Source organism: Peribacillus sp. S4 (assembly GCF_046715815.1).
In the GTDB taxonomy this organism is placed as follows: Bacteria; Bacillota; Bacilli; order Bacillales; family DSM-1321; genus Peribacillus; species Peribacillus frigoritolerans.
In genome coordinates, this window is the sequence record NZ_CP175708.1 from 1,460,824 (window position 1) to 1,483,206 (window position 22,383).

At 41.6% G+C, this 22,383-nt stretch carries 20 protein-coding genes; 18 read left to right on the forward strand and 2 right to left on the reverse strand.

Annotated features, from left to right (window positions below):
• The first annotated feature begins 635 nt into the window (after positions 1-635).
• Positions 636-2,015: a Na+/H+ antiporter NhaC gene (gene nhaC / locus ACJ9PY_RS07055; protein ID WP_098865239.1), complete on the forward strand. Its 1,380-nt coding sequence runs from the start codon at positions 636-638 to the stop codon at positions 2,013-2,015.
• 110 nt (positions 2,016-2,125) lie between these two features.
• Here nhaC and ACJ9PY_RS07060 read toward each other — a convergent pair whose 3' ends face one another.
• Positions 2,126-3,319, reverse strand: coding sequence for an FtsW/RodA/SpoVE family cell cycle protein (locus ACJ9PY_RS07060; protein ID WP_240520677.1), 1,194 nt, complete (start codon positions 3,317-3,319; stop codon positions 2,126-2,128).
• A 752-nt stretch (positions 3,320-4,071) separates the two neighbouring features.
• Between ACJ9PY_RS07060 and ACJ9PY_RS07065 the strand changes: the two genes are divergently transcribed.
• The 4 genes from ACJ9PY_RS07065 (at position 4,072) to ACJ9PY_RS07080 (ending at position 9,050) form a co-directional block, all read left to right on the forward strand.
• Positions 4,072-5,631, forward strand: a complete 1,560-nt coding sequence (locus ACJ9PY_RS07065) for an aldehyde dehydrogenase family protein (protein ID WP_278088823.1) — start codon at positions 4,072-4,074, stop codon at positions 5,629-5,631.
• Positions 5,632-5,890: 259 nt separating this feature from the next.
• Positions 5,891-6,673 carry a TerC family protein gene (locus tag ACJ9PY_RS07070; protein WP_048689105.1) on the forward strand — a complete coding sequence of 261 codons (783 nt, stop codon included), beginning with the start codon at positions 5,891-5,893 and terminating at the stop codon, positions 6,671-6,673.
• 353 nt (positions 6,674-7,026) lie between these two features.
• The gene (gene sigI / locus ACJ9PY_RS07075; RefSeq protein WP_054397036.1) at positions 7,027-7,770 is read left to right on the forward strand and encodes an RNA polymerase sigma factor SigI; all 744 of its coding nucleotides are present in this window, start codon (positions 7,027-7,029) and stop codon (positions 7,768-7,770) included.
• Positions 7,767-9,050, forward strand: a complete 1,284-nt coding sequence (locus tag ACJ9PY_RS07080; protein ID WP_411739704.1) for an anti-sigma factor domain-containing protein — start codon at positions 7,767-7,769, stop codon at positions 9,048-9,050. The genes sigI and ACJ9PY_RS07080 overlap by 4 nt, the downstream gene beginning before the upstream one ends.
• 51 nt (positions 9,051-9,101) lie before the next feature.
• Here the strand turns inward: ACJ9PY_RS07080 and ACJ9PY_RS07085 are convergent, their stop codons facing one another.
• Positions 9,102-9,293, reverse strand: a complete 192-nt coding sequence (locus ACJ9PY_RS07085; RefSeq protein WP_034314196.1) for an alpha/beta-type small acid-soluble spore protein — start codon at positions 9,291-9,293, stop codon at positions 9,102-9,104.
• A gap of 190 nt (positions 9,294-9,483) precedes the next feature.
• Between ACJ9PY_RS07085 and ACJ9PY_RS07090 the strand changes: the two genes are divergently transcribed.
• The 13 genes from ACJ9PY_RS07090 (at position 9,484) to ACJ9PY_RS07150 (ending at position 22,369) form a co-directional block, all read left to right on the forward strand.
• Entirely contained in the window at positions 9,484-10,878 is a 1,395-nt protein-coding gene (locus tag ACJ9PY_RS07090; RefSeq protein ID WP_306804762.1) for a TrkH family potassium uptake protein, read from the forward strand.
• A gap of 190 nt (positions 10,879-11,068) precedes the next feature.
• Positions 11,069-12,394, forward strand: coding sequence for an ATP-binding protein (locus ACJ9PY_RS07095; RefSeq protein WP_411739705.1), 1,326 nt, complete (start codon positions 11,069-11,071; stop codon positions 12,392-12,394).
• Positions 12,395-12,501: 107 nt separating this feature from the next.
• Complete coding sequence (locus ACJ9PY_RS07100; protein ID WP_411739706.1) at positions 12,502-13,731, forward strand: acyl-CoA dehydrogenase family protein; 1,230 nt, start codon at positions 12,502-12,504, stop codon at positions 13,729-13,731.
• Entirely contained in the window at positions 13,728-14,501 is a 774-nt protein-coding gene (locus ACJ9PY_RS07105) for an SDR family oxidoreductase (protein WP_411739707.1), read from the forward strand. The genes ACJ9PY_RS07100 and ACJ9PY_RS07105 overlap by 4 nt, the downstream gene beginning before the upstream one ends.
• Before the next feature lie 37 nt (positions 14,502-14,538).
• Positions 14,539-16,149: a long-chain-fatty-acid--CoA ligase gene (locus ACJ9PY_RS07110; protein WP_411740248.1), complete on the forward strand. Its 1,611-nt coding sequence runs from the start codon at positions 14,539-14,541 to the stop codon at positions 16,147-16,149.
• Between the two features lie 72 nt (positions 16,150-16,221).
• Complete coding sequence (locus tag ACJ9PY_RS07115) at positions 16,222-16,785, forward strand: TetR/AcrR family transcriptional regulator (RefSeq protein WP_145504946.1); 564 nt, start codon at positions 16,222-16,224, stop codon at positions 16,783-16,785.
• A gap of 43 nt (positions 16,786-16,828) precedes the next feature.
• A complete protein-coding gene (locus tag ACJ9PY_RS07120) occupies positions 16,829-17,713 on the forward strand; it encodes a 3-hydroxyacyl-CoA dehydrogenase family protein (RefSeq protein WP_063576975.1) in 885 nt (294 codons plus the stop codon).
• Positions 17,713-18,492: an enoyl-CoA hydratase/isomerase family protein gene (locus tag ACJ9PY_RS07125; protein WP_411739708.1), complete on the forward strand. Its 780-nt coding sequence runs from the start codon at positions 17,713-17,715 to the stop codon at positions 18,490-18,492. The genes ACJ9PY_RS07120 and ACJ9PY_RS07125 overlap by 1 nt, the downstream gene beginning before the upstream one ends.
• 15 nt (positions 18,493-18,507) lie before the next feature.
• A complete protein-coding gene (locus ACJ9PY_RS07130) occupies positions 18,508-18,909 on the forward strand; it encodes an acyl-CoA thioesterase (protein WP_411739709.1) in 402 nt (133 codons plus the stop codon).
• Positions 18,910-18,938: 29 nt separating this feature from the next.
• The gene (locus ACJ9PY_RS07135) at positions 18,939-20,000 is read left to right on the forward strand and encodes a phosphotransferase family protein (protein WP_098184728.1); all 1,062 of its coding nucleotides are present in this window, start codon (positions 18,939-18,941) and stop codon (positions 19,998-20,000) included.
• A gap of 4 nt (positions 20,001-20,004) precedes the next feature.
• Positions 20,005-20,763, forward strand: coding sequence for a 2-phosphosulfolactate phosphatase (locus ACJ9PY_RS07140; RefSeq protein ID WP_411739710.1), 759 nt, complete (start codon positions 20,005-20,007; stop codon positions 20,761-20,763).
• A 29-nt stretch (positions 20,764-20,792) separates the two neighbouring features.
• Positions 20,793-21,572, forward strand: coding sequence for an SDR family NAD(P)-dependent oxidoreductase (locus ACJ9PY_RS07145; RefSeq protein ID WP_400449566.1), 780 nt, complete (start codon positions 20,793-20,795; stop codon positions 21,570-21,572).
• Between the two features lie 17 nt (positions 21,573-21,589).
• Complete coding sequence (locus ACJ9PY_RS07150) at positions 21,590-22,369, forward strand: enoyl-CoA hydratase/isomerase family protein (RefSeq protein WP_411739711.1); 780 nt, start codon at positions 21,590-21,592, stop codon at positions 22,367-22,369.
• Positions 22,370-22,383 lie beyond the last annotated feature (14 nt).

A 22,383-nucleotide genomic window follows, 5' to 3' on the forward strand; every position in this document is an offset into this window, starting at 1 on the left:
TTTTGAAAAGAGGAGATGTGTTGGCTATTTTTATTTAAGGCTATTAAAGGTAAAGGTAAAGGTAAAATAATAAAATAGATAGTTTAAAAGGTGTGGATGGCGTTTTAATAAAGGTATAAGCCCGGAAAATGCGTCGCAAAAAGTATCAATTGCAAAAATTCGCTAGTAATCAAAATAAGATTTTAATTACACATTCGAATGCAGCAGTTGATGAAATTTTAAATCTAAATCTTCGGCGTACAGGAATCATAGTTAAAAGCCAAATTATCTATGATCAGGAACGGTTTGCTGTTCATTTAGGTGGGGCTATGACATAACTGAAAGAATTTTAGGGACATCGGTATTGGATTAAGACAGGGCCTTATTTGGGGGCAAAGCAAAGAAGAGGACTTATATCTTAGGGTATACTAGGCTGAGCCTATACGAAGCAAAGTATGGGTTTTCGTTTTGTGATAAAAAGGAATGAAGAATCGAATTCTACTAAAATAGATTATTATTCCTTTGACAATCACCTGAAACTCCTTTATATTTAGCTAGTAACTTTAGTGCTTAAAAGCGTTTCAGTAATTATGAGGAGTGAAAAGGTCCGATCCTTACCTCAGTGAATACACAACATGAAAGCGGGGAAATACATCATGCGTCTTGAAGATGCAAAGCTAAAACTCTCCTTACCTGAAGCAATCGGGGTTTTGGCAGTTCTTTTCTTAATCATTGCAACTGGCATCATTCATTATGGACTTGCCCCCCATATTCCAATTATAGCGGCAATCCTATTTCTATTTGTTTATGGAAAGTTCAAGAAGCTGCCATTTTCGATTATGGAGGCAGCTATCGTCAAAGGTGCAGGCACTGGTATGGGAGCCATCTATATATTCTTTTTCATTGGAATGCTGATTTCGATCTGGATGGCAAGCGGGACAATCCCTACCATCATGTTCTATGGGTTTGACTGGATTTCTGGTGAATATTTCTATGCAATCACATTTCTGGTGTGTTCGCTAATTGGGCTCTGTATCGGGAGTTCACTTACAACATCAGCAACAATCGGCGTTGCTTTGATAGGGATGGCGGCGGCGATGGATTTATCGTTGGCGATTACAGCAGGTGCTATCATTTCCGGTGCTTTTCTTGGCGATAAAATGTCTCCATTATCCGACTCTACCAACCTTGCATCAGGAACGGTTGGAGCACCATTATTTGAACATATTAATAATATGCTTTGGACTACGATTCCAGGTTTTTTCATATCGCTTATCATCTTTTACTTCCTTTCACCGAATGTCAAAGTTGCTCGCGTTGAGGAAATCGAAGCCATGACCAAAGCCCTGGAAATGGAAACGAATATAAGCATATGGAGTTTGATTCCGTTTGTCATCGTTCTAATCATGGCTTTGAAAAAGGTGTCAGCGATTCCGACATTGTCAGCAGGAATCATTTCGGCGGCTGTCATTGCTTTCATACAAACCCCAAGTTTGACGGTTGCAAAACTAGCGGATATCTTATACGGCGGTTTTGTACTGAAGAGTGGAATGGAACAACTTGACTCAATCCTATCGCGGGGCGGAATTGAAAGTATGATGTTCTCCGTTTCGATGGTGTTGCTGGCATTGGCGATGGGCGGATTATTGTTTGAATTGGGAGTCATTCCTTCTATTTTAAATGCAATCCAGGATTCATTGACGAGTGTAGCGAAAGTGATTTCCGCTACTGTATTTGCAGGAATCAGCGTGAATTTCCTAGTGGGTGAACAGTATTTGTCAGTTATACTGCCTGGGAAAGCTTTTCAGCAGAAATATGAAGATTTAGGCCTGCAGCCCAAAACGCTTGCGAGGGTACTTGAAGATGCGGGAACAGTTGTGAATCCTTTAGTTCCTTGGGGTGTCTGCGGTGTATTCCTGACACAGGTATTGGGTGTTTCAACCCTTGAATATGCTCCGTTTGCATTTTTCTGCCTACTTTGTCCTTTGCTTAGCCTGATTTCTGGCTTTACTAAAATCGGTATCCATTATAAATGAAAAAACAGGCGGTCGGATTCGACTGCCTGTTTTTTTTGTGATAACTTCCATAACCTTATTGAGAAGGGAAACCCCTGCCATGAACAGAAATGCCAGGGGTATTTGATCGTTTATTTTGAAGATGCGATCTCATCTTTTGGGATGGATACGACTTTTTCTTTCTGTTCAAGTAAATTCATTCGCATGACGACATTTTGGAATATGCCCATTGAAAGCATGAGCAGCAGTAAGGAAGATCCTCCATAACTGATGAAGGGAAGGGTGATCCCTGTTATAGGGATAAGTCCGGTCACTCCGCCGACGTTGATACCGACTTGAATGCCGATCATGGATGAGATGCCGATCAATAAAAGACTTCCAAATGGATCTTTGCATTTGGCTGAAAGTACAAATCCCCTCAGGACGATAAAACCCAGTGTCAATAGAACGAATCCCACTCCGAATATCCCGAGCTCTTCTGCAATGACGGCCATGATGAAATCAGTATGTGATTCAGGCAGGTACCCGTATTTTTGTACACTGTCACCAAGTCCCACTCCAGTAAGGCCGCCGGATCCTATTGCGAATAAGGAATTCACGAGTTGATACCCGCTTTCTCCTGCCTTTCCGAAAGGGTCTGCAAACCCGGTAAAACGGGATAACTTATTTTCAGAAAGAACGGCTGAGAAATTTCCTGTCACGAGCACCCCCAATGCAAATATGGCAACGAATATCGCAGTGATCAAAGAGAGTTTGAATATACTCTTAAAAGACATCCCGGATGAAATGATCATGGTACTTGAAATCAGGAAAATGACCGCTGCCGTTCCATAATCAGGCTGTATTCCGATTAAAAAGCAGATGAATACCAGAAAGAAAATCGGCGGGATGACGGCTTTATCAATACTATTGATTCGATCCTGCCTTTTTCCGTAAATGGCTGCCAGATAAATGATCATGGCTAACTTGGAAAATTCCGCAGGTTGTATCGATGCTGTCCCTAACTTGAACCAGCTTGTGGCATTTCCTGCTGTATGGCCGAAGACAAACAACAGGAAAAGGATACCGGCCATGCCAAACATCATAGACATCAAGAACATTTTGTTTTTGTACATCTTATAAGGAAGAATCATCGTGACGATCATTGCCACGAATGAAATGAGAAAGGCCGTTTTTTGTTTCTCAAAGAAGAAATCCATGGACTGGCCGTATCGAGCGACAGCAGTGATCATGCTCGAACTGTAAATCATGACTAAACCAAACAAACAGAGTAATACGACAGCGATGAAAATAGGGAAGTCGTATGCTTTAATTATTCTTTTCACTTGTGCGCTCACCTCAAATATGTATGCGCGAAAAAATCGCCTTCTTATATAGTAACGGAAAATCGGTTATATAGATAATAATTTTTATTCGATAATATGAATTTATCCTCCATTACCCAGTATTAAACACTAAAACCGATAAACTTGTCTGCCGGATTATCAGAATTTCGATTCTTATATACATTACCTTCGATAAAAAAGTGAATATTCCTTTTTATAACGAAGAATTTTTACTATAAATTCCATTTTGAAGTACTATCATGTCTGGAAGATTAAGTTAATGGTATTTGCGATGGAGATGGATTTATGGAGCTTCACCAATTGAGTTGTAAAACGTGATGTGATGCAGTGGCTACTGTAAACTGTAAACGAATTTGTTAGTGTAATTCATCTTAAGGAGAATACACCGATTAAGCGGCAGGGAGTCGGTCAGGAATCTTATGAAGAGAAAGAACCGGTTGTGAAGTTGGTTCCAAGCGCTTATATTATACAGGCTGCTTTGTCTCTGGCATTATATAAAGAGGGTTCAGGGGAGAATTTTCGTACGTTTTGTGAAGGATAAGAACGTATATCTGTTCAAGAAAAGTGCTCAGGCGCTCTAATCAATTCTTCCAGGCATCCTAATTTCACTGCTGTGCAGCCGATAAGTTTTGCTGCATTTCAGAGGAGGTGTTCCTCCTCGGTCGATCTTTATTTAAAGTATAAAAATGATATGGAGTACGATAAAAAAAGTTAAAGCAAGGGGAGTAGTTATGGAAGAAATACATGACAAGTTGGAAGTGTTTTCTCCGGCAACAGGTGAGAAGATTGCAGAAATCGTCCCAACACCATTGAATTCGATTCCTCATATATATATGAAATCAAGACATGCGTTCCAATCATGGTCGAACCTTCCCATCAAGGAACGGCTGCACTATTTAAAACGGCTCCGTTTATTGATGGTTGAAAGGATGGATGAAATAGCAGAAGTCATTTCAAAAGATGCGGGAAAAGTGAAAATTGAAGCGCTGGTTGCTGACATCATGCCAACGATCGATGCAATCAAGCATATCGAGAAACATGCAGTGAAAACTCTTTCCGGGCGGAAGGTCACCACTCCACTCTTGTTAATTGGTAAAAAATCTTATGTCCATTATATGCCCCGTGGAACGATTCTCGTCATTTCACCATGGAATTATCCGCTGCAGCTTTCCATGGTTCCCATTCTTAATGCCCTAGCGGCTGGAAATACTGTCATCGCCAAACCATCAGAGGTAACTCCTTTAGTTGGGGCGTGCATCGAAAATCTGTTTCTTGAAGCTGGTTTCCCAGAAGGAACTATACAGTTTGCCCATGGAGGGAAAGAATTGGGTGCGGCATTAACTGAGCAAAAACCAGATTATATATTTTTTACTGGATCTGTAAGGACCGGAAAAATGATTGGTGAGGTTGCAGCAAGAGACCTGATCCCAACGACTTTGGAGCTTGGCGGTAAGGATCCGATGATCGTTCTGCGTGATGCTAACCTGGAACGGGCTGTGAACGGGGCTCTTTGGGGGGCTTTCACAAATAGTGGGCAGGTGTGCATGAGTGTTGAAAGGGTTTATGTGGAACGTCCTGTTTATAAGGAATTCCTGATGCTTCTTAAAGAAAAAACGAAGTCCATGAGGCAGGGGGTGCAATCGCAGGATGATATCGGTTCAATGACTTTCCCTAAACAAGTCGATATTGTGGCTGGCCAACTGGAGGATGCACTGAATAAAGGGGCCGTACTTGAAACCGGAACACCTCCGAAAGAGTGGAAAACGGGGCAGACCCATTTCATTCCGCCGACGATTCTTTCCAATGTCGATCATTCCATGAAAATCATGAAAGAAGAAACGTTCGGACCCGTGTTGCCTGTTGTGCCTTTCGATACGGAGGAAGAAGTGATCGCCCTGGCAAATGAAAGTGAATATGGACTAAATTCCAGCGTTTGGACAATGGATAGGGAAAAAGCAAGTCGGATTGCGTCACGGTTAGTAACCGGTGCGGTGACGATCAACGATGTGCTCATTACGGTTGCTAATCATCATTTACCATTTGGCGGTGCCAAACAAAGCGGGGTTGGCCGCTATCATGGCGAGCATGGATTGAAGATTTTCTGCCATGAAAAAGCAATCATGATCGATAAAGGTAAAAACGATACAGAAATACAATGGTATCCATATGAAGGGAAATACACGAGTTTTTTATCGCTGTTTCAGAACTATTTTTCTGCCAAACCGAACTGGATTCGTTTCGGCAAAGAATATTTATCACTGGTGAAATTATCCAAAAGGAACAGAAAATGAGATCTATTTTAAAAAAAGATTGTTATTTTCATAACGAGCGCGTATACTATTAATATACTTAATAACTGATTTTCCTTTTCAAAGGGGAGTAGCGTTAGGGTTCGCCCTAAAACAAAGTCGTCATTACGTGAATGTTAAACATTCATCGGCTTTGTTGACATGATTTCATGTTCAGCAAGACCTTTGCCTATACGGCAGAGGTCTTTTTCTTTTTGCCAATGCCAATAGGAAGGAAATACCACTATTGGAGGTTGAATGGATGGAAGCATCAATGTTATTGGAATATGGCTGGGTCCTACTTATCTTGGTTGGATTAGAAGGGATACTGGCTGCAGATAATGCAGTCGTCATGGCTGTCATGGTTAAGCATTTGCCAAAAGAACAACAGCGGAAAGCCTTGTTTTATGGTCTGATGGGAGCTTTTGTTTTCCGTTTTGCCAGTCTATTCCTTATTTCCTTTCTTGTCGAGGTGTGGCAAGTTCAAGCAATCGGTGCGATTTATTTACTTTTCATCGCTTTTCAGCACATTTACAAAAAATACGCTGGTAAAGGTGAGAAGGAAATCACGAAACCTAAAAAGCAATCCGGCTTCTGGATGACCGTGGTAAAGGTTGAAGCGGCTGATATCGCTTTCGCAATCGATTCCATGTTGGCTGCCGTCGCGCTGGCTGTTACACTTCCTGCAACAGGCTGGATGAAAGTCGGCGGTATTGACGGAGGGCAATTCGCTGTCATGTTCCTCGGCGGCATGATCGGGTTGATCATTATGCGATTTGCAGCAAATGCGTTCGTTAAGCTGCTTCATCGGCGTCCTTCACTTGAAACGGCAGCATTTTTGATTGTGGGTTGGGTTGGTGTGAAATTGGCGGTACACACACTTGCACACCCTTCACTTGCTTTCATTGATCATCATTTCCCTGAATCAACTCTTTGGAAATCGATTTTCTGGACTGTATTGATTGGAATTGCAGCAGGTGCATGGATCATTTCAAGCAAAAAAGAAAAAAAAGAGAAAGAAGAGAAAAAAATACAGGAAGCGTAAAAAAACAGGCGTGCCGGTCACGCCTATTTTTTTTGCTTCTTAAAGTATTTATGGAGATGACCCTCAAAAGCGCAGGTATGTTTACGAATGATATGTTAAAAGATGTGAATATTAAATTCCGGTTATAAAAATGACAATTGTCCCATTGTATTGGGCAAAAAACGGAAAAAGATATTTTACTGTAATTGCACTGTAACAAACGAGAAAAAACTAAGTATTTTATCATGTTGATAAATTGTGTGATTTCATTTTTATCGCAAAAATAGTTCTTTTGGTACTGTCTTTTAGACTCCCTCCGCTTAAGATAAGTATGTTGATGCGTATTTTATGTTCAACAGGAGCGAGGTGAGCAAATGCTTGGTTTGTTGTTTACAGCATTCAAAAAAAAGCGTTCTTTAGAAGAAACCGTATTGAAAATTCAACAAGGCGATAATAGCCTTCGTAATGATACTATAGAGTCATTCAAACCTTTTATTGCAAAAACAGTCTCATCGGTTTGCAAACGTTACATATACGAATCAGATGATGAATTCAGTATTGGAATGATTGCTTTTAACGAGGCAATTGAAAAATACTCCCCGGAAAAAGGCCGTTCTTTATTGGCATTTGCCGAAACCCTCGTTAAACGAAGGGTTATAGATTATTTAAGAAGCCAGTCCAAACATAAAGAAATCCTATTGGATTTAACACTGAATGATGAGAATGATCAAAGCCAAATATATATCGATAATGAAAATTCCATCAATGAATACGAGATGCAGAAGGAATCGGAAAGAAGAAAAGAAGAAATTCAGCTTTATATAAGCCATCTAGAGGATTTTGGTCTGTCATTTGAGGATTTAGTTGAAAACTCTCCCAAACATGCAGATGCCAGGAAGGGAGCTATTATGATCGCTAAATTGTTAATGGAAGATGACGAACTGAAGGAAATCCTGTTTGCAAAAAAGCGGCTGCCCGTAAAACAGCTTGAGGGAAAAGTGGAAGTTAGCAGAAAAACGATTGAACGGAACAGAAAATACATCATTGCCGTGGCAATCATAATAAACGGAGATTTTTTGTATTTGAATGATTATATAAAAGGGGCTATCGATGAATGAAAAAAGGAGTTATTCTTTCAGTTAATAAACGATTTGTAACCCTATTGACCCCCGAGGGTGAATTTCTGAAAACCAAAAGGCAGGAAAGGGAATATGAAGTGGGTGAGGAAATCACTTTTTCACCTGCAAAACAAAAATTCACTTTAGCCTTTTCCAATATTCATTCATCTTTCAAAAAAACGGCGGTGCTAAGCATTGCCTCCACCTTCCTGATTCTCTTTTCAATTCTTCCTTCTTATTTCTCTGGTCCTGTGTCGGCATATATGACGATAGATGTGAATCCAAGCATTGAATTGGAGCTTGACGATGATTTAGAAGTTCTTAAGCTTACAGGATTAAATGAAGACGGAAAGCTTGTGATCGGTCAGCTGAAGGACTGGAAAGGCAAGGATATAAAGGCTGTTACAAACCGAATCGTTGAAACGACGAAGCAACTTGGTTATTTGAAAGGAAATAAACAAATAGTCGTTTCTACAACGTTAATGGAAAAAAATAAAGAACTGGATAAGAATTTAAAAGCGGAGATAAAAGAAATATCTGAGCAAGATAATGTTTCCAAAACAAAGATGAAAGTGATCCAGGCAACAAAAAGCGATCGGAAGCAAGCTAGGGAACAAGGCATATCCACGGGTAAGTATCTTGAAAAGAAGTTGAATGAAGATAAAGATAAGATAAAGGTCAATAAGAGGGAGCCTGCCCCAGCGCCAGTTAAAAAAGTCGAGGAAAACGTTGTTATTCCGAAAGAAAAGGGCGTAATGCTAAGTGCGGAAAACAAATCGGATGGAGAAAAGAAAAAAGAGAATAATGAAAATGAAATAAAACAAAAGCCGGCCAATGAAGCCAAACCGACTGAACGGAAAAACGCGGGAGTTACCGAAATTAAGGAACAAGCCGAACGGGAAGATACAAGTGGAAAACGGAATGCGATAAATGGATATAAGGAAAAAAGCAACGAGTCAAAAGGGAAATCGGATAGATATCACAGCAACCAATCAAAGGACGAGCAGAAAAATGAACAGAATGATAAAAAGTTCGATGAAAAAAAAGTTTCATCACTCAAAGAAAAGAATAGTGATGATTCTATAAAGCCCGACAATAAAAATAAGCAAAATAAACAGGGTAGGCATGATAGACAAGATAAACAGGATAGGCAGGAAAAACAAGGTAAACAAGGTAAACAAGGTAAACAGGGTGAGCAGTATAAACAAGATAGGAAAGATTGGGATAAGTCGAAAAGGGGTAAAGGCAATAATGGAAACGGAAATGGACATAATCATTAAAAAGAGTCCAGCATGCAGCTGGACTCTTAGCCATGGATATTTAATTGTGAATTATTGACCTTTAAGTTGAGATTGTGCTTGTTGTACAAGACGTTTCGTGATTTCTCCGCCAACTGAACCATTGGCACGTGCTGAAGTATCGGAACCTAATTGTACACCGAATTCAGATGCAATTTCATATTTGATTTGTTCTAATGCTTGTTCGATTCCTGGAACAAGAAGGTTGTTACTGCTGTTAGCCATTTGAATCTCCCCTTTACTTTTTCAACGGCTTTTGCCGCTGTAATGATAGTATAAGTAGAATGTGGAGTTTTACTTATGCGAGCAGCATCAAACTTATTGGTAAACCTGCCTTTTTGTTGTAAGTAAGTCAGTTTTAAAAGAGAATGGAAAAAAGAATGAAAAAAGGGTAAACTAGATTTTTAATGGTTATGTGATTTGCATAACTATAAAGGAGCAAGAAAGGAAACTCTTTATGTTTGCTATCAAAAAATTATTATCAAAGTTAACACCAGCTCAGCTTATCGTCGGTTATTATGTTTTGGCAGTCAGCATCTCGACCGTACTGTTGAGTCTGCCAGTCGCTCTTAAGCCAGGCGTGGAATTTGGATTCATGGATGCTTTATTCACAGCCGTAAGTGCAGTTAGTGTAACAGGTCTAACAGTTGTAAGTTTGCCCGAAGTGTATAATGAGGTAGGCTATTTCATTCTCATGTTCGTTCTCCAATTTGGCGGTATTGGCATCATGACACTCGGAACCTTTTTCTGGCTTATAGTGGGCAAGAAAATCGGCTTGAAGGAAAGACAATTGATTATGACAGATCAAAACCAATCGAATCTTTCCGGTCTTGTTAAATTATTGATCCAAATCATTCAGATATTTGTCGTAATTGAAATGATAGGGGCTCTCGTTTTAGGCATTTACTTTCTGAATTATTTTCCAAACGGGAAAGAAGCCTTTTTAAATGGTTTATTTTTAGCCGTAAGTGCCACCACGAATGCTGGTTTTGATATTACCGGTATATCGATGATTCCATTTAAAGACGATTATTTTGTACAGTTCATAACGATTATCCTGCTTACCCTTGGAGCCATTGGGTTTCCTGTCTTGATTGAGCTGAGGGAGTTTTTGTCCAATAAGGCACGTACTTATAAGTTTCATTTTTCTTTGTTCACGAAGCTGACCTCAGTCACTTTCTTTTCCCTTATCGTTGGGGGAACGATCCTGATTTATCTTCTGGAAATTAATGGGTTCTTTAAAAATAAGAACTGGCATGAATCGTTCTTTTACTCATTATTTATGTCCTCCAATACGCGGAGCGGCGGGTTGGCAACCATGAATGTGAGTGACTTTTCGGAACCGACCCTTTTGTTGTTGAGCATATTGATGTTCATTGGAGCCTCCCCAAGTTCAGTCGGGGGAGGGATCCGGACAACTACACTGGCCATCATGATTCTATTTTTATGGAATTTCATGAGAGGAAGGCGTTCCATAAAAGTTTTCAAACGGGAGATTCATCCCGATGATATCCGAAAAGCGACAGCGGTTATGATCATGGGATCGCTTCTTTGCATAATGGCGGTCTTCATATTATCCATTACCGAAAATTTCACTTTGATGCAAATCATTTTTGAAGTATGTTCGGCTTTCGGTTCAGTCGGCCTTTCGATGGGAATTACACCTGACCTCAGCAATACCGGTAAAATTGTCATTATGATCATTATGTTCATTGGCCGTGTTGGGATAACCTCCCTCCTGTATATCATAGGCCATAAAGAAGTTACGGAAAATTTCCATTATCCAAAAGAACGCGTCATCATTGGGTAAATGATTTAAGTTGAACAGTGACCTTTCCACCCGTGGGAAGGTTTTTTGTGTTGTTTGCAGGAATCATGGATAAAATGTTGAAATTTACCTATAAGTGAGTGTCCTACCATTTCAAATATGCATAATTTGATCCCTTTCTTGGAATTCGATCGGATGAAGTATAAATCATTTTGGTAAGGAGGTGGAGAATGTGAAGAAATATACTGGAAGGATCATTGTCCCTGTTCTTTTTTTTGTATTGATATTACCCTATTTAGGGTGGCTGGGTCATGAAGAACGCAGGTTTTCTTCCGCCTTTGCAGGAATATATTTAGTCGTAATTTTAACCATAGCCTGGTGTTTGGGTGCCATCTATGATCATAAACGGAAAACGATAGCTTTATTGCAGGATAGTGAAGGGCGTTATCGCATTTTCTCCAATTACTCTAAAGAATTGGTCAATAGCTTCAATGAGGTTATTTTCCAAACGGATGATAAAGGAAAATGGTTGTACTTAAACCCGGCATGGAAATCGATGAGTGGTGCAACCGTGAATGAATCCCTGGGGCTTCACTTTTCTAAACATATGGATAACAATTCTTACCAAGACGTATTAAAGGCCTTTGCGGACTCCTTTCATCGAGGGGATAAATATTTTCGTGCGGACATTAAACTAAATGCGAAAAAGGGAACAAGCTGGGTGGAGGCATTCGTTAAACTTATTTACGATGACGCTGGGAAATTCATCGGGACGGCGGGCATATTATCGGAAATTAATGAACGTAAACATGCGGAGGAAAAGCTTGTGAGCCTAAACGAACATTTGGCAATCACATCAAGCAAGTTATCAACGGCCGCCCAACTTGCGGCTGGGATTGCACATGAAGTCAGGAATCCGATGACGGCGATAATGGGATTCGTGAAGCTGATTAAAGATGGCGGTGCCGAAAAGGAGGAATACTACGATATTATTTTTTCGGAAATAAATCGAATCGAGAAAGTGCTGAATGAACTCTTGCTGCTATCGAAACCCACTGGGGCGGTATTCCTTGAGAAGGATATAAAGGAAAGCTGCAACCATGCCGTAACGCTGTTGGAGACAAATGCTGTACTGAACAATATTCAAATTCATAAAAATTATGATTCAGAACCAATTTTTATGTACTTTGATGAAAACCAAATCAAGCAAGTGCTAATAAACATGATAAAAAATTCCATAGAATCGATGCCGAATGGCGGAAATATTTTTGTGAGCATAAATGAAAAAAATGGGGAAGTTTTTTTGAGCATTTTGGATGAAGGGGATGGTATTCCGGAAAACTCCCTTCAAAAAGTAGGAGAACCATTTTTCACTACAAAAACATCAGGAACGGGTTTGGGTCTTTCCGTTTGTTTTAGAATCATCGAAAAGCATGGAGGAAAAGTATTTATCACAAGTGAACTGAAAAAAGGTACGAAAATCGTTTGTATATTTCCAACCGTGCAACAAAAGCAATATAGTGAGAACGAAAAGGTCAAGATGCGGGATCTTGAATGACAAGAAAACAAAAGATTGAATTATTTGAAAAAATCAGAATCTTGTGTATATAATTTAAAAGTAATAACATACTAACCGGTTAGTAAGTTTAAAAGGAGGAATTCAATTTGCACTTTGAACATACTGAAAAGGTGAAAAATCTGGAAATGAAGTTAACGGAATTCATGGAGAAGCACGTTTACCCAAATGAATCGACCTACAAAAAGCAGCTCGAAGCACAGAAAAGCCGCTGGAGTGAAATTCCCCCGATTTTATCTGAATTGACGGCAAAAGCAAAAGAAGAAGGATTATGGAATTTATTTTTACCTGATAGCGGTTATGGCGCGGGTTTAACAAATCTAGAATATGCCCCGCTTTGCGAGATCATGGGTAGGTCGACGATAGGACCTGAAATCTTCAACTGTAATGCGCCGGACACTGGTAATATGGAAGTGTTGGTGAGATATGGCTCGGATGAACATAAAGAACGCTGGCTGAAGCCCTTGCTTGCTGGGGAAATCCGTTCATGCTTCTCGATGACGGAACCGGAAGTGGCGTCTTCCGATGCGACCAATATCGAATGCAGGATTGAAAGGATGGGTAATGAGTATGTCATCAACGGCCGAAAATGGTGGTCTTCAGGAGCAGGCGATCCCCGATGCAAGATTGCCATCGTCATGGGTAAGACAGATCCTGAGGCGGCCAAGCATGAACAACAGTCAATGATTCTTGTCCCGCTCGATACACCTGGTGTCAAAATCGAAAGAATGCTCCCTGTGTTTGGTTATGATCATGCCCCGCATGGCCATGCCGAAATCACGTTTGAAAATGTAAGGGTCCCGGCAACGAATATTCTATGGGGTGAAGGAAAAGGATTTGCGATTGCCCAAGGAAGGCTCGGACCGGGAAGGATACATCATTGCATGAGGCTGATCGGCGCTGCTGAAAGAGCACTTGAAGAATTATGTAAGCGCATTCAAGAGCGTGTCGCTTTTGGTAAAACATTGGCGAGACAAGGTGTAATCATGGAGTGGGTTGCTGATTCACGGATTGAAATCGAACAAGCAAGACTTCTGACCTTAAAAGCTGCCTATATGATGGATACCGTCGGGAACAAGGAAGCGAAGGCGGAGATTGCGATGATAAAAGTGGTGGCGCCAAATATGGCATTGAATGTGCTGGACAGGGCCATCCAAGGCTTTGGAGCCGCCGGGATTTCCGATGATTTCCCTTTTGCTGCTCATTGGGCCAATGCACGGACTTTAAGGCTTGCTGATGGTCCCGATGAAGTTCACCGCTCACAAGTTGCTAAAATAGAACTTCGAAAGTACCAACAAAAGCATGAGGTGAAAATATGAAAGTTACCGACTTATTCGATCTAACTGGCAAGACGGCGATCATAACCGGTGGAGGGAGAGGATTGGGAGCACAAATAGCGACCGGCTTTGCCGAAGCTGGGGCAAATGTCGTACTTTGTTCAAGGAAGAAGGAAGCATGTGACGAAGTTGCCTCGCAAATCGAAAAGCTTGGAGTCAAGGCGCTTTCCTTCAAGTGTGATATCACCAATCCGTCAGATGTCCAGGAAGTCGTTAACAAAACTTACCGTGAATTTGGAGCCATCGACATATTAGTGAACAATAGCGGGGCATCCTGGGGGGCACCAGCCGTCGACATGCCCCTTGAAGCGTGGCAGAAGGTGATGAATGTCAATGTAACCGGAACCTTTATCATGAGCCAGACAACAGGCAGGGTCATGATTGAGCAGGGACATGGGAAAATCATAAACATCGCTTCCGTTGCCGGATTAGGGGGTACCGACCCGAGGGTGCTCGATACGGTCGGATATAATACGAGTAAAGGGGCGGTCATTACTTTAACGAAGGATTTAGCCGTTAAATGGGGTCAGCATAATATCAATGTTAATGCAATCGCACCTGGTTTCTTTCCGACAAAAATGACGAAAGGGGTTCTTGAGCAAGGAAAGAATCCTATCTTGGATTCCACGCCGCTAAAAAGGTTAGGGAGTGATGATGATTTGAAAGGGGCAGCGGTTTTCCTGGCCTCAAAGGCATCTGATTTTGTGACTGGTAATATTTTGATCGTCGATGGGGGTTCACATGCAAAGTAATGAAAGGTAAGTAAATATGGCTGGAGGGTATGAAATGATGAATGAAAAAAAATGGCTTTCCGTTTATCCTGATTCAATTTCAAAGGAAATAAAAGTCCCTGAGTTCCCGATGCAAAGAATCCTTCAAAATGCATGTGAGTCCCATCCAAACAATACAGCTATTACTTTTTATGACCGGAAGATATCTTATCAGGAACTTTTTCATGCGTCGCGAGCCTTTGCTTCAGCCTTGCAAAAAAAAGGTGTTCAAAAAGGTGATCGTGTCGCCATCATGCTGCCTAACTGTCCGCAGTACGTCATAGCTTATTATGGATCATTGACAACAGGAGTCATTATCACCCAAATCAACCCAATGCTGGTTGAAAGGGAGCTGCAGCATATTTTACAGGACTCCGGTGCAGAAACGATCGTTGTATTGGATGGATTATACCCGAAAGTGAAAAGTGTGCAGCAACATTCAAATTTGAAAAATATTATCGTCGTAAGCCTGCAGACTTCGGATGCAGATTTTCAGCCTGATGCGTCTTTTGATCAATTCATGAAGACAGGAGACGGAAAAATCAATCCCGTATCAATCGATCCGGAAAATGATATAGCCGTTCTTCAGTATACAGGAGGAACGACTGGCCGTTCAAAAGGGGCGATGCTGACACACAGCAATATTCTGGCCAATGTCGTTCAAACGTATGAATTCTTCAAGCATGAATTAAAAATAGGTACTGAAAGAACGCTGTCGGTCATCCCGCTTTTTCATGTTTTTGGAATGTCGTCCGCAATGAATTTATCCGTGTATATCGCGGGTGACGCCATCATGCTGCCACGATTTGAAATAGAAGAAGTGCTGGAAACGATTAAGCGTGAACAGCCGACCACTTTTCCTGGTGTACCGACCATGTATGTAGCGTTGACGAATCATCCGAAGGCAGAAGAATATGGAATGGGCTCCATTCAGGTCTGTAACAGCGGAAGTGCACCGATGCCCGTGGAACTGCTGCGTGAGTTCGAACGAAAATCAGGTGCGAAGATATTGGAAGGCTACGGTCTTACGGAAGCTTCGCCAACAACGCATTGTAATCCGGCATTTGCAAAAAGGAAACCTGGGAGCGTGGGGATTGGTGTCCCTTCGACTGAATATAAAGTGATGGACCTGGGAGACGGAACAAAAGAAGTGGGATCTGGCGAATTGGGGGAATTGGTCGTCAAAGGGCCTCAAGTGATGAAAGGTTACTGGAATATGCCAGAGGAAACGGCGGTTACCCTAAGAGATGGTTGGCTTTATACGGGTGATATCGCCAAAGTTGATGAAGATGGATACCTCTATATTGTCGACAGGAAAAAAGATTTGATCATCGCAAGTGGTTATAATATATATCCGCGAGATGTCGAGGAAGTTCTCTATGAACATCCAGCTGTCCAGGAAGCCGTTGTCATCGGAGTTCCAGATGCTTACCGAGGGGAGTCGGTAAAAGCGGTGCTTGTACTTAAAGATAATAAAACGGCCAATGAACGGGAAATCATCGATTACTGCCGTGCAAACCTATCGGCTTATAAAGTTCCGCATTTCGTTGAATTTCGTGAAGAGTTACCGAAAACAAATGTCGGAAAGATTTTAAGGAGGGCTTTAAGAGAAGAACTCTCCAGGAAATAAAAGGGCTTTGTTGGCACGAAAGCGTATGATATCAATTCAGCTGAAATTTTAACAGATTGCGAGGATGCATACATGAAAGAAAAAATGACAGAACATAGCATACGCTTATTTGAAAAGAAGGGCTTTAGTGAAACGTCGATTTCTGATATCGTCGAATCGGTCGGGGTGACGAAGGGAACGTTTTATTATTACTTTACGAGCAAAGAGCAGTTGCTAATGGATATTCATCTAGCTTATATCGACGAGTTGCTTAGTGAGCAGGAAAGAATCATGTTGGAACCTGGGAAAAGCTGCAAGGATAAACTTTTCGATATGGTCTTGATGCTTTTAAAGAGCATTAAAACCAAAAAATCCAGCGCAACGGTCTTTTTCCGTGAAATGAAGAATCTAAGTGACGATAAGCTTGCACAAATCCTTCCTAAGCGGGATGAGTTCCGTAATAAAATCGAGCAAGTTCTGATTAGTGGCATCGAGTGCGGAGAACTGCGTTCCAATCTCGATGCATCGATCATTTCTTTTGCTATTTTGGGTGTGGCCAATTGGAGCTATCATTGGTTCGACCCAGAAGGTGAAAAAACCGAACAGGAAGTTGCAGCCATTTTTATGGGGATGATTCTGCAGGGAATTGAAGCGTGACCAGGTTACATACTAACCGGTTAGTCGAAGGGAGATAGAAGGCATGGCCAACAAGCAAATCCAATCAATTACCGTTATTGGGGCTGGGCAGATGGGGCATCAAATTGCGATGCTTGCTGCACTGGGAGGTTACGAAACGATTCTTCAGGATGTTCATGAAAACGCGTTGAATGCAGCCAAAGAAAAATTGGACGTCATTTTGACTAAATGGGTTCAAAAAGGAAAATTGTCTGAAGATCGTAAATTGGCTGCTTTTAGCCGTCTTCAATATACCACCGATCTTGAGAAAGCGGCTAGTGGGGCTGATTTGATCATTGAAGCGGTAGTTGAAAAACTTGATGTGAAGCAGGAGGTTTTCGCCAAACTTGAAGAACTGGCCCCAGCAGAAACCATCTTTGCCACGAATAGTTCAACGATTGTCAATAGCCTGATTGCGAGTGTAACGAATCGTCCGGATAAGTTCATTAATATGCATTTCTTTTTCCCGCCTCTAGTAATGGATTGTGTTGAGGTTGTAATGAGTGACCAAACATCCGAGGAAACAGCGAAGCTTGCAATGGAAGTCACAGAGAATATGAATAGGACAGGAGTTTTGTTGAGGAAAGAGATATCGGGATTCGTAGCCAACCGAATTTTGGGAGCGTTGCAGCGTGAGGCCTTATATTTGTATGAAAAAGGAATTGTTGACTATAAGGATATCGATTTGATTTGCAGGAAAGCTTTAGGCCATCCCATTGGTCCTTTTGAACTGATGGATCTATCAGGTATCGATGTAGGGTATTTTGTCATGCAGCAGCGTTTCAATGAAACTGGAAATCAAGAAGACAAGCCAAATGCTTGTATAGAAGAAAAGGTGAATAAAGGACATTTAGGCAGGAAAACAGGAAAAGGCTGGTATGATTATCCAAACCAAGGAGTGAAGAATTGATGCCAAAATTAATTAAAGTGGTTAAGGAAAATAAGCTTGCGGTCATCACCATCGATAATCCTCCATTAAATGTAATCAGTAAACAAGTATTCAGAGAATTGGGAGAATCTTTCGATGAACTTTCAAAAGATACTGAAACTGTTGCGGTACTCATAACCGGTGCAGGCAATATCGCATTTGCGGCCGGGGCTGATATAAAAGAATTCCCTAGCATGATGGGGAACCCGAATATGAAAGAAATGGTTAAGGAAAGTCATGCCGTCCTAACTAAAATCGAACAGTTTCCTAAACCTACGATGGCTGTATTAAACGGCCTGACCTTGGGCGGCGGATGCGAACTGGCACTGGCCTGTGATTTGCGAGTAGCTGAAACACAAGTTCAAATCGGACTGCCGGAAGTGAAATTAGGCTTATTCCCTGGAGCTGGCGGTACACAGCGTTTGTCAAGACTTGTAGGAAATGCAAAGGCAAAAGAGATTATATTTACCGGTGATCCGCTTGGTGCCGCGGAAGCGGAAAAGATCGGGCTTGTCAATAAAGTCGTTGAGCAAGGCAGCGGCTTATCGGAAGCGAAAATCTTGGCCTCACGAATAACAAGGCACTCACTTCAGTCACTTTCGAGAATCAAGAAGGCGATTAATGAAGGAAGTGAGGCAACACTTGAACAAGGTCTAGAGATTGAAACGAATCTTTTTGAGGAAATCTTCCAAACTGAAGATGTTAAAGAAGGGGTTTCCGCTTTCTTGGATAAACGTAAACCTGCTTTCGTACATCGTTAATCAAGGAGGGGTCTTATGCATGAATTGGAAGTCAACGTCCGTTTTTCCGAAACGGATGCTTTGGGCCACGTCAATAACACAAGCTATTTCGTATACCTCGAAGAAGCACGCCTGAAATTTTTTGAAGCTTTAGGCCTAGCGACAAATGTAGAATCTTGGAATTTTTTGTTAGCCTCCACTAAATGCGACTTTATTGCTCAGGGATATTTCAATCAACTCTTGACCATTCGTACATCTTTGACAAAGGTAGGTACGAAAAGCTGTGATATGGTCCATGATATCCTCTGTTCACAAACTGGGGAAGTGATTGCTAAAGGAAGTGCAGTTTTAGTCTGTTTTAATTTTTTGAAACAAAAAAGTGAACCTATTCCTGAATTTATTAAAGAAAAGCTCATTTCACATCTTGTTCATAATTAGAATGACAAAGTCTAAAGGAGTGGAAGAACATGGTTGACGATACGATTCCTGTTCGGCCCGGCGAGGAATTGAATATTGGTGCATTAGAAGGTTTCCTAAGAAAAAATGTATTGGACCTTCCAAATGAACCGTTGGAATTACAACAATTTTCTATGGGCTATTCCAATTTGACCTATCAGCTGAAAGTTGGTGAGTGGGAGGCTGTTCTCAGAAGGCCGCCACTTGGCCCTGTTGCTCCAAAGGCACATGATATGAAGCGTGAACATCATATCCTTTCCTCAATCAACCCATATTTCCAAGCAGCTCCCGAGCCTATTCTGTACTCGGATGATGAATCGGTTGCGGGTGCCCCTTTTTTCCTAATGGAAAGGAAACATGGAGTTGTAATAGATACTGAATTTCCGAAGGGAATCGAGCCTGCTGTTGAAAAGTGCCGACAGCTTTCATATGTGATGGTGAATCGGCTTGCTGATCTTCACTCGATTCCCTATGAGAAAACGGGTTTGGTCGAAATATCCAAACCTGAAGGGTTCATTGAAAGACAAGTACACGGATGGATTTCCCGCTATGAGAGAGCAAAGACTGATGAAATAAAGGAAATACGTCCGCTTATTAATTATTTTCAACAGAATATCCCGAAGTATAGCCAGACTTCAATAATCCATTATGACTATAAGATCAATAATGCCATGTTCAATCAGGACCTTACAGAGATGGTTGGTTTATTTGATTGGGAAATGTCCACGGTTGGTGATCCGCTGGCCGATCTAGGAGTGGCATTAAGCTACTGGACTGAAAGCGGTGACCCGGAACTTATCAAAATCGGTGTGGGTCAAGCATCCGTCACGACTTTAACTGGTTTCCTGACTCGAAGGGAGTTTATCGAGACGTATGCAGCAAGAAGTGGCAGGGATGTTACCAACGTCGATTTTTATTTAACCTTTGGTTATTTTAAGTTAGCTGTCATCCTTCAGCAAATCTATTATCGATATAAAAAAGGCCAGACTGATGATCCCCGTTTTTCCAATCTTGGAAAAACGGTGAAAAGCTTACTCACTCATGCTGCAAATGTAGCTGCGAAGGAAGTTTAATAAAATGGAATATATTCAAAACATTCATTTACTACTAAAAAAAGAAGAGATAGATATGGAAAAGCTTCAAGAAGGGGAGAAAGTTGCGGTCATCCTGGATGTGTTATTAGCGACTACCACGATTATTTCAGCACTTCATGATGGAGCACGCCAGGTAATACCTGTCATGGATCCACTGGATGCCTTGGTGAAAAGCCAGGAATTGGACCATGGGGATTTTGTAGTGGCAGGAGAACTAAAAGCAAAGCCGGTTGATGATTTAATGTATCCAAGTCCAACGCTATTGAGTAAGTTGGTACGCGGCAAAACTTTAATATTGTCCACTACTAATGGAACGGTTGCGTTGAGGAATTCAGCCGCTGCCAAAAGGGTTTATATTGCTTCTTTGTTGAATAATCCGTCTGTTGCGGAAAAAATAAAAAAGTATCATAAAACAGAAACGATCCTCATCGTTTGTTCGGGAAATTCAGGTGAATTCAGTCTGGAAGACTTTTACGGTGCAGGCCATTTGATAGATTGCCTGATTGCTGGATCACAAGGTACGTTCATACTCAACGATGCAGCAAAGGGTGCCAATGCGCTTTATCGCACGAATAGCGAAAATGCCTTTGATATCCTGAAATCATCGTATGTCGGACAGTTGTTTGACAAACATAGTTTGATCGCCGATTTGGAATTGGCGGCGCAAAAAGGTTCGTTGGATCTTGTCCCAGAGTTGGTGGATGGAAGGATCGAGGCGGAATTGAAAAGGCAGGAATCGTAGTTCAAAAATAAAGATAAGGAGTGAAGGGGATGAGGTTTTCGCAGTCAATAGCGGTGGTGACAGGTGCAGGCTCTGGTATTGGGAAAGCTACGGCGATGCGCTTGTCGGACGAAGGGGCAAAAGTGCTGTTGGTAGGGCGGACGAAAGGAAAGCTGGAGGAAGCAGCTGCAGAAATCAATGCCAGGCACCCGATTCCGGTTGCTGATATTTTCCCTGCAGATGTTACCGTCGAGGAAGAGGTAATGGAGCTGGCCAAGTTTGTGAAGGAAAAATATCGTGACCTTCACATTTTAATCAATAACGCAGGTGGTTCAAAGTCCTCGAAGCTCCTGGATACATCTGCAGCTGATTGGGATATGATTCAACATGTCAATTTGAAAAGTGTCTTTCTAGTTTCCAAGTATTTGGGGAAATTGATGGAAGAAGGAGCTAGTGGCGGAAATGAAGGTTCCAGCAATCGGGCAATCGTGAATGTTGCTTCACTGTCAGGACATCAGGCAGGAGCGTTCATCCCGCATTACAGCTCTGCTAAAGCCGGAGTCATCAGTTTAACGAAATCTTTGGCACTGGAACTCGCTGCTGTCGGCATTCGGGTCAATTCCATATCACCGGGATTCATTGAAACGCCATTGACGGAGGATGGACTGCAAAATGAAAAATTCGTAAAGTCCATTCAACGGAACACGGCACTGGAAAGAGTGGGGAAAGCGGAGGAAATAAGTAATGTCATTACCTTTGCTGCTTCCCCGGAGGCTTCCTATATGACTGGTACGGATTTATTGGTGGATGGCGGCTGGTTGATCAAATAGAAAAAGGGGATGGGTAAATGTTAAAAGAACACTTATTGAAAGAAGTAACCGATAATGTAATGATCCTGACTTTGAATCGCCCTGAAAGCTTGAATGCATTTAGTCCGGATATGATTGCAAGCTTAACGAAAGCGATTAAGGATGTTAAACAAACACCGCATATAAGGGCAGTCATCATCAAAGGTGCGGGAAGGTCATTCACTGCAGGAGGCGATGTGAAGTCAATGGGGCAGGCCTCTGCAAGTCAATTGTATGATCATGTTGGCAGAATGAATGAATGCATATTGGCTCTGGATGCTTCCGAGGTTCCTGTAATCGCTGCCGTCCATGGATTTGCTGCTGGTGCCGGATTCAATTTGGCACTGGCCTGTGATCTGATCGTGGCTTCCGATGATAGTCAATTTGCCATGAGTTTTTCACAGGTAGGCCTGATCTCTGATGGAGGGGGTTCGTATTTTTTACCTAAATTAGTAGGGCCCCACCTTGCAAAGCAGCTCTTCTTTTCGGCCGAGCCAATTTCTGGGGAACGCTTATATCAGCTAGGTGTCATTAATTATTTATATCCACTCAATCAACTTGAAGAGGAATCATTGAAACTTGCGGTAAAACTGGCAAATGGACCGACAAAAGCATATGGGATGATGAAAAAGCTCGTCAGCCATTCGTTTACGGCTACACTTGATGAAATACTGGAACAGGAACGTATTACGCAAACCTTGATGGCTTCCACGGAAGATCATCTGGAGGGGGTAACGGCATTCAAAGAAAAAAGAAAGCCGGAATTTACAGGAAATTAATAAGGGAGGGATAA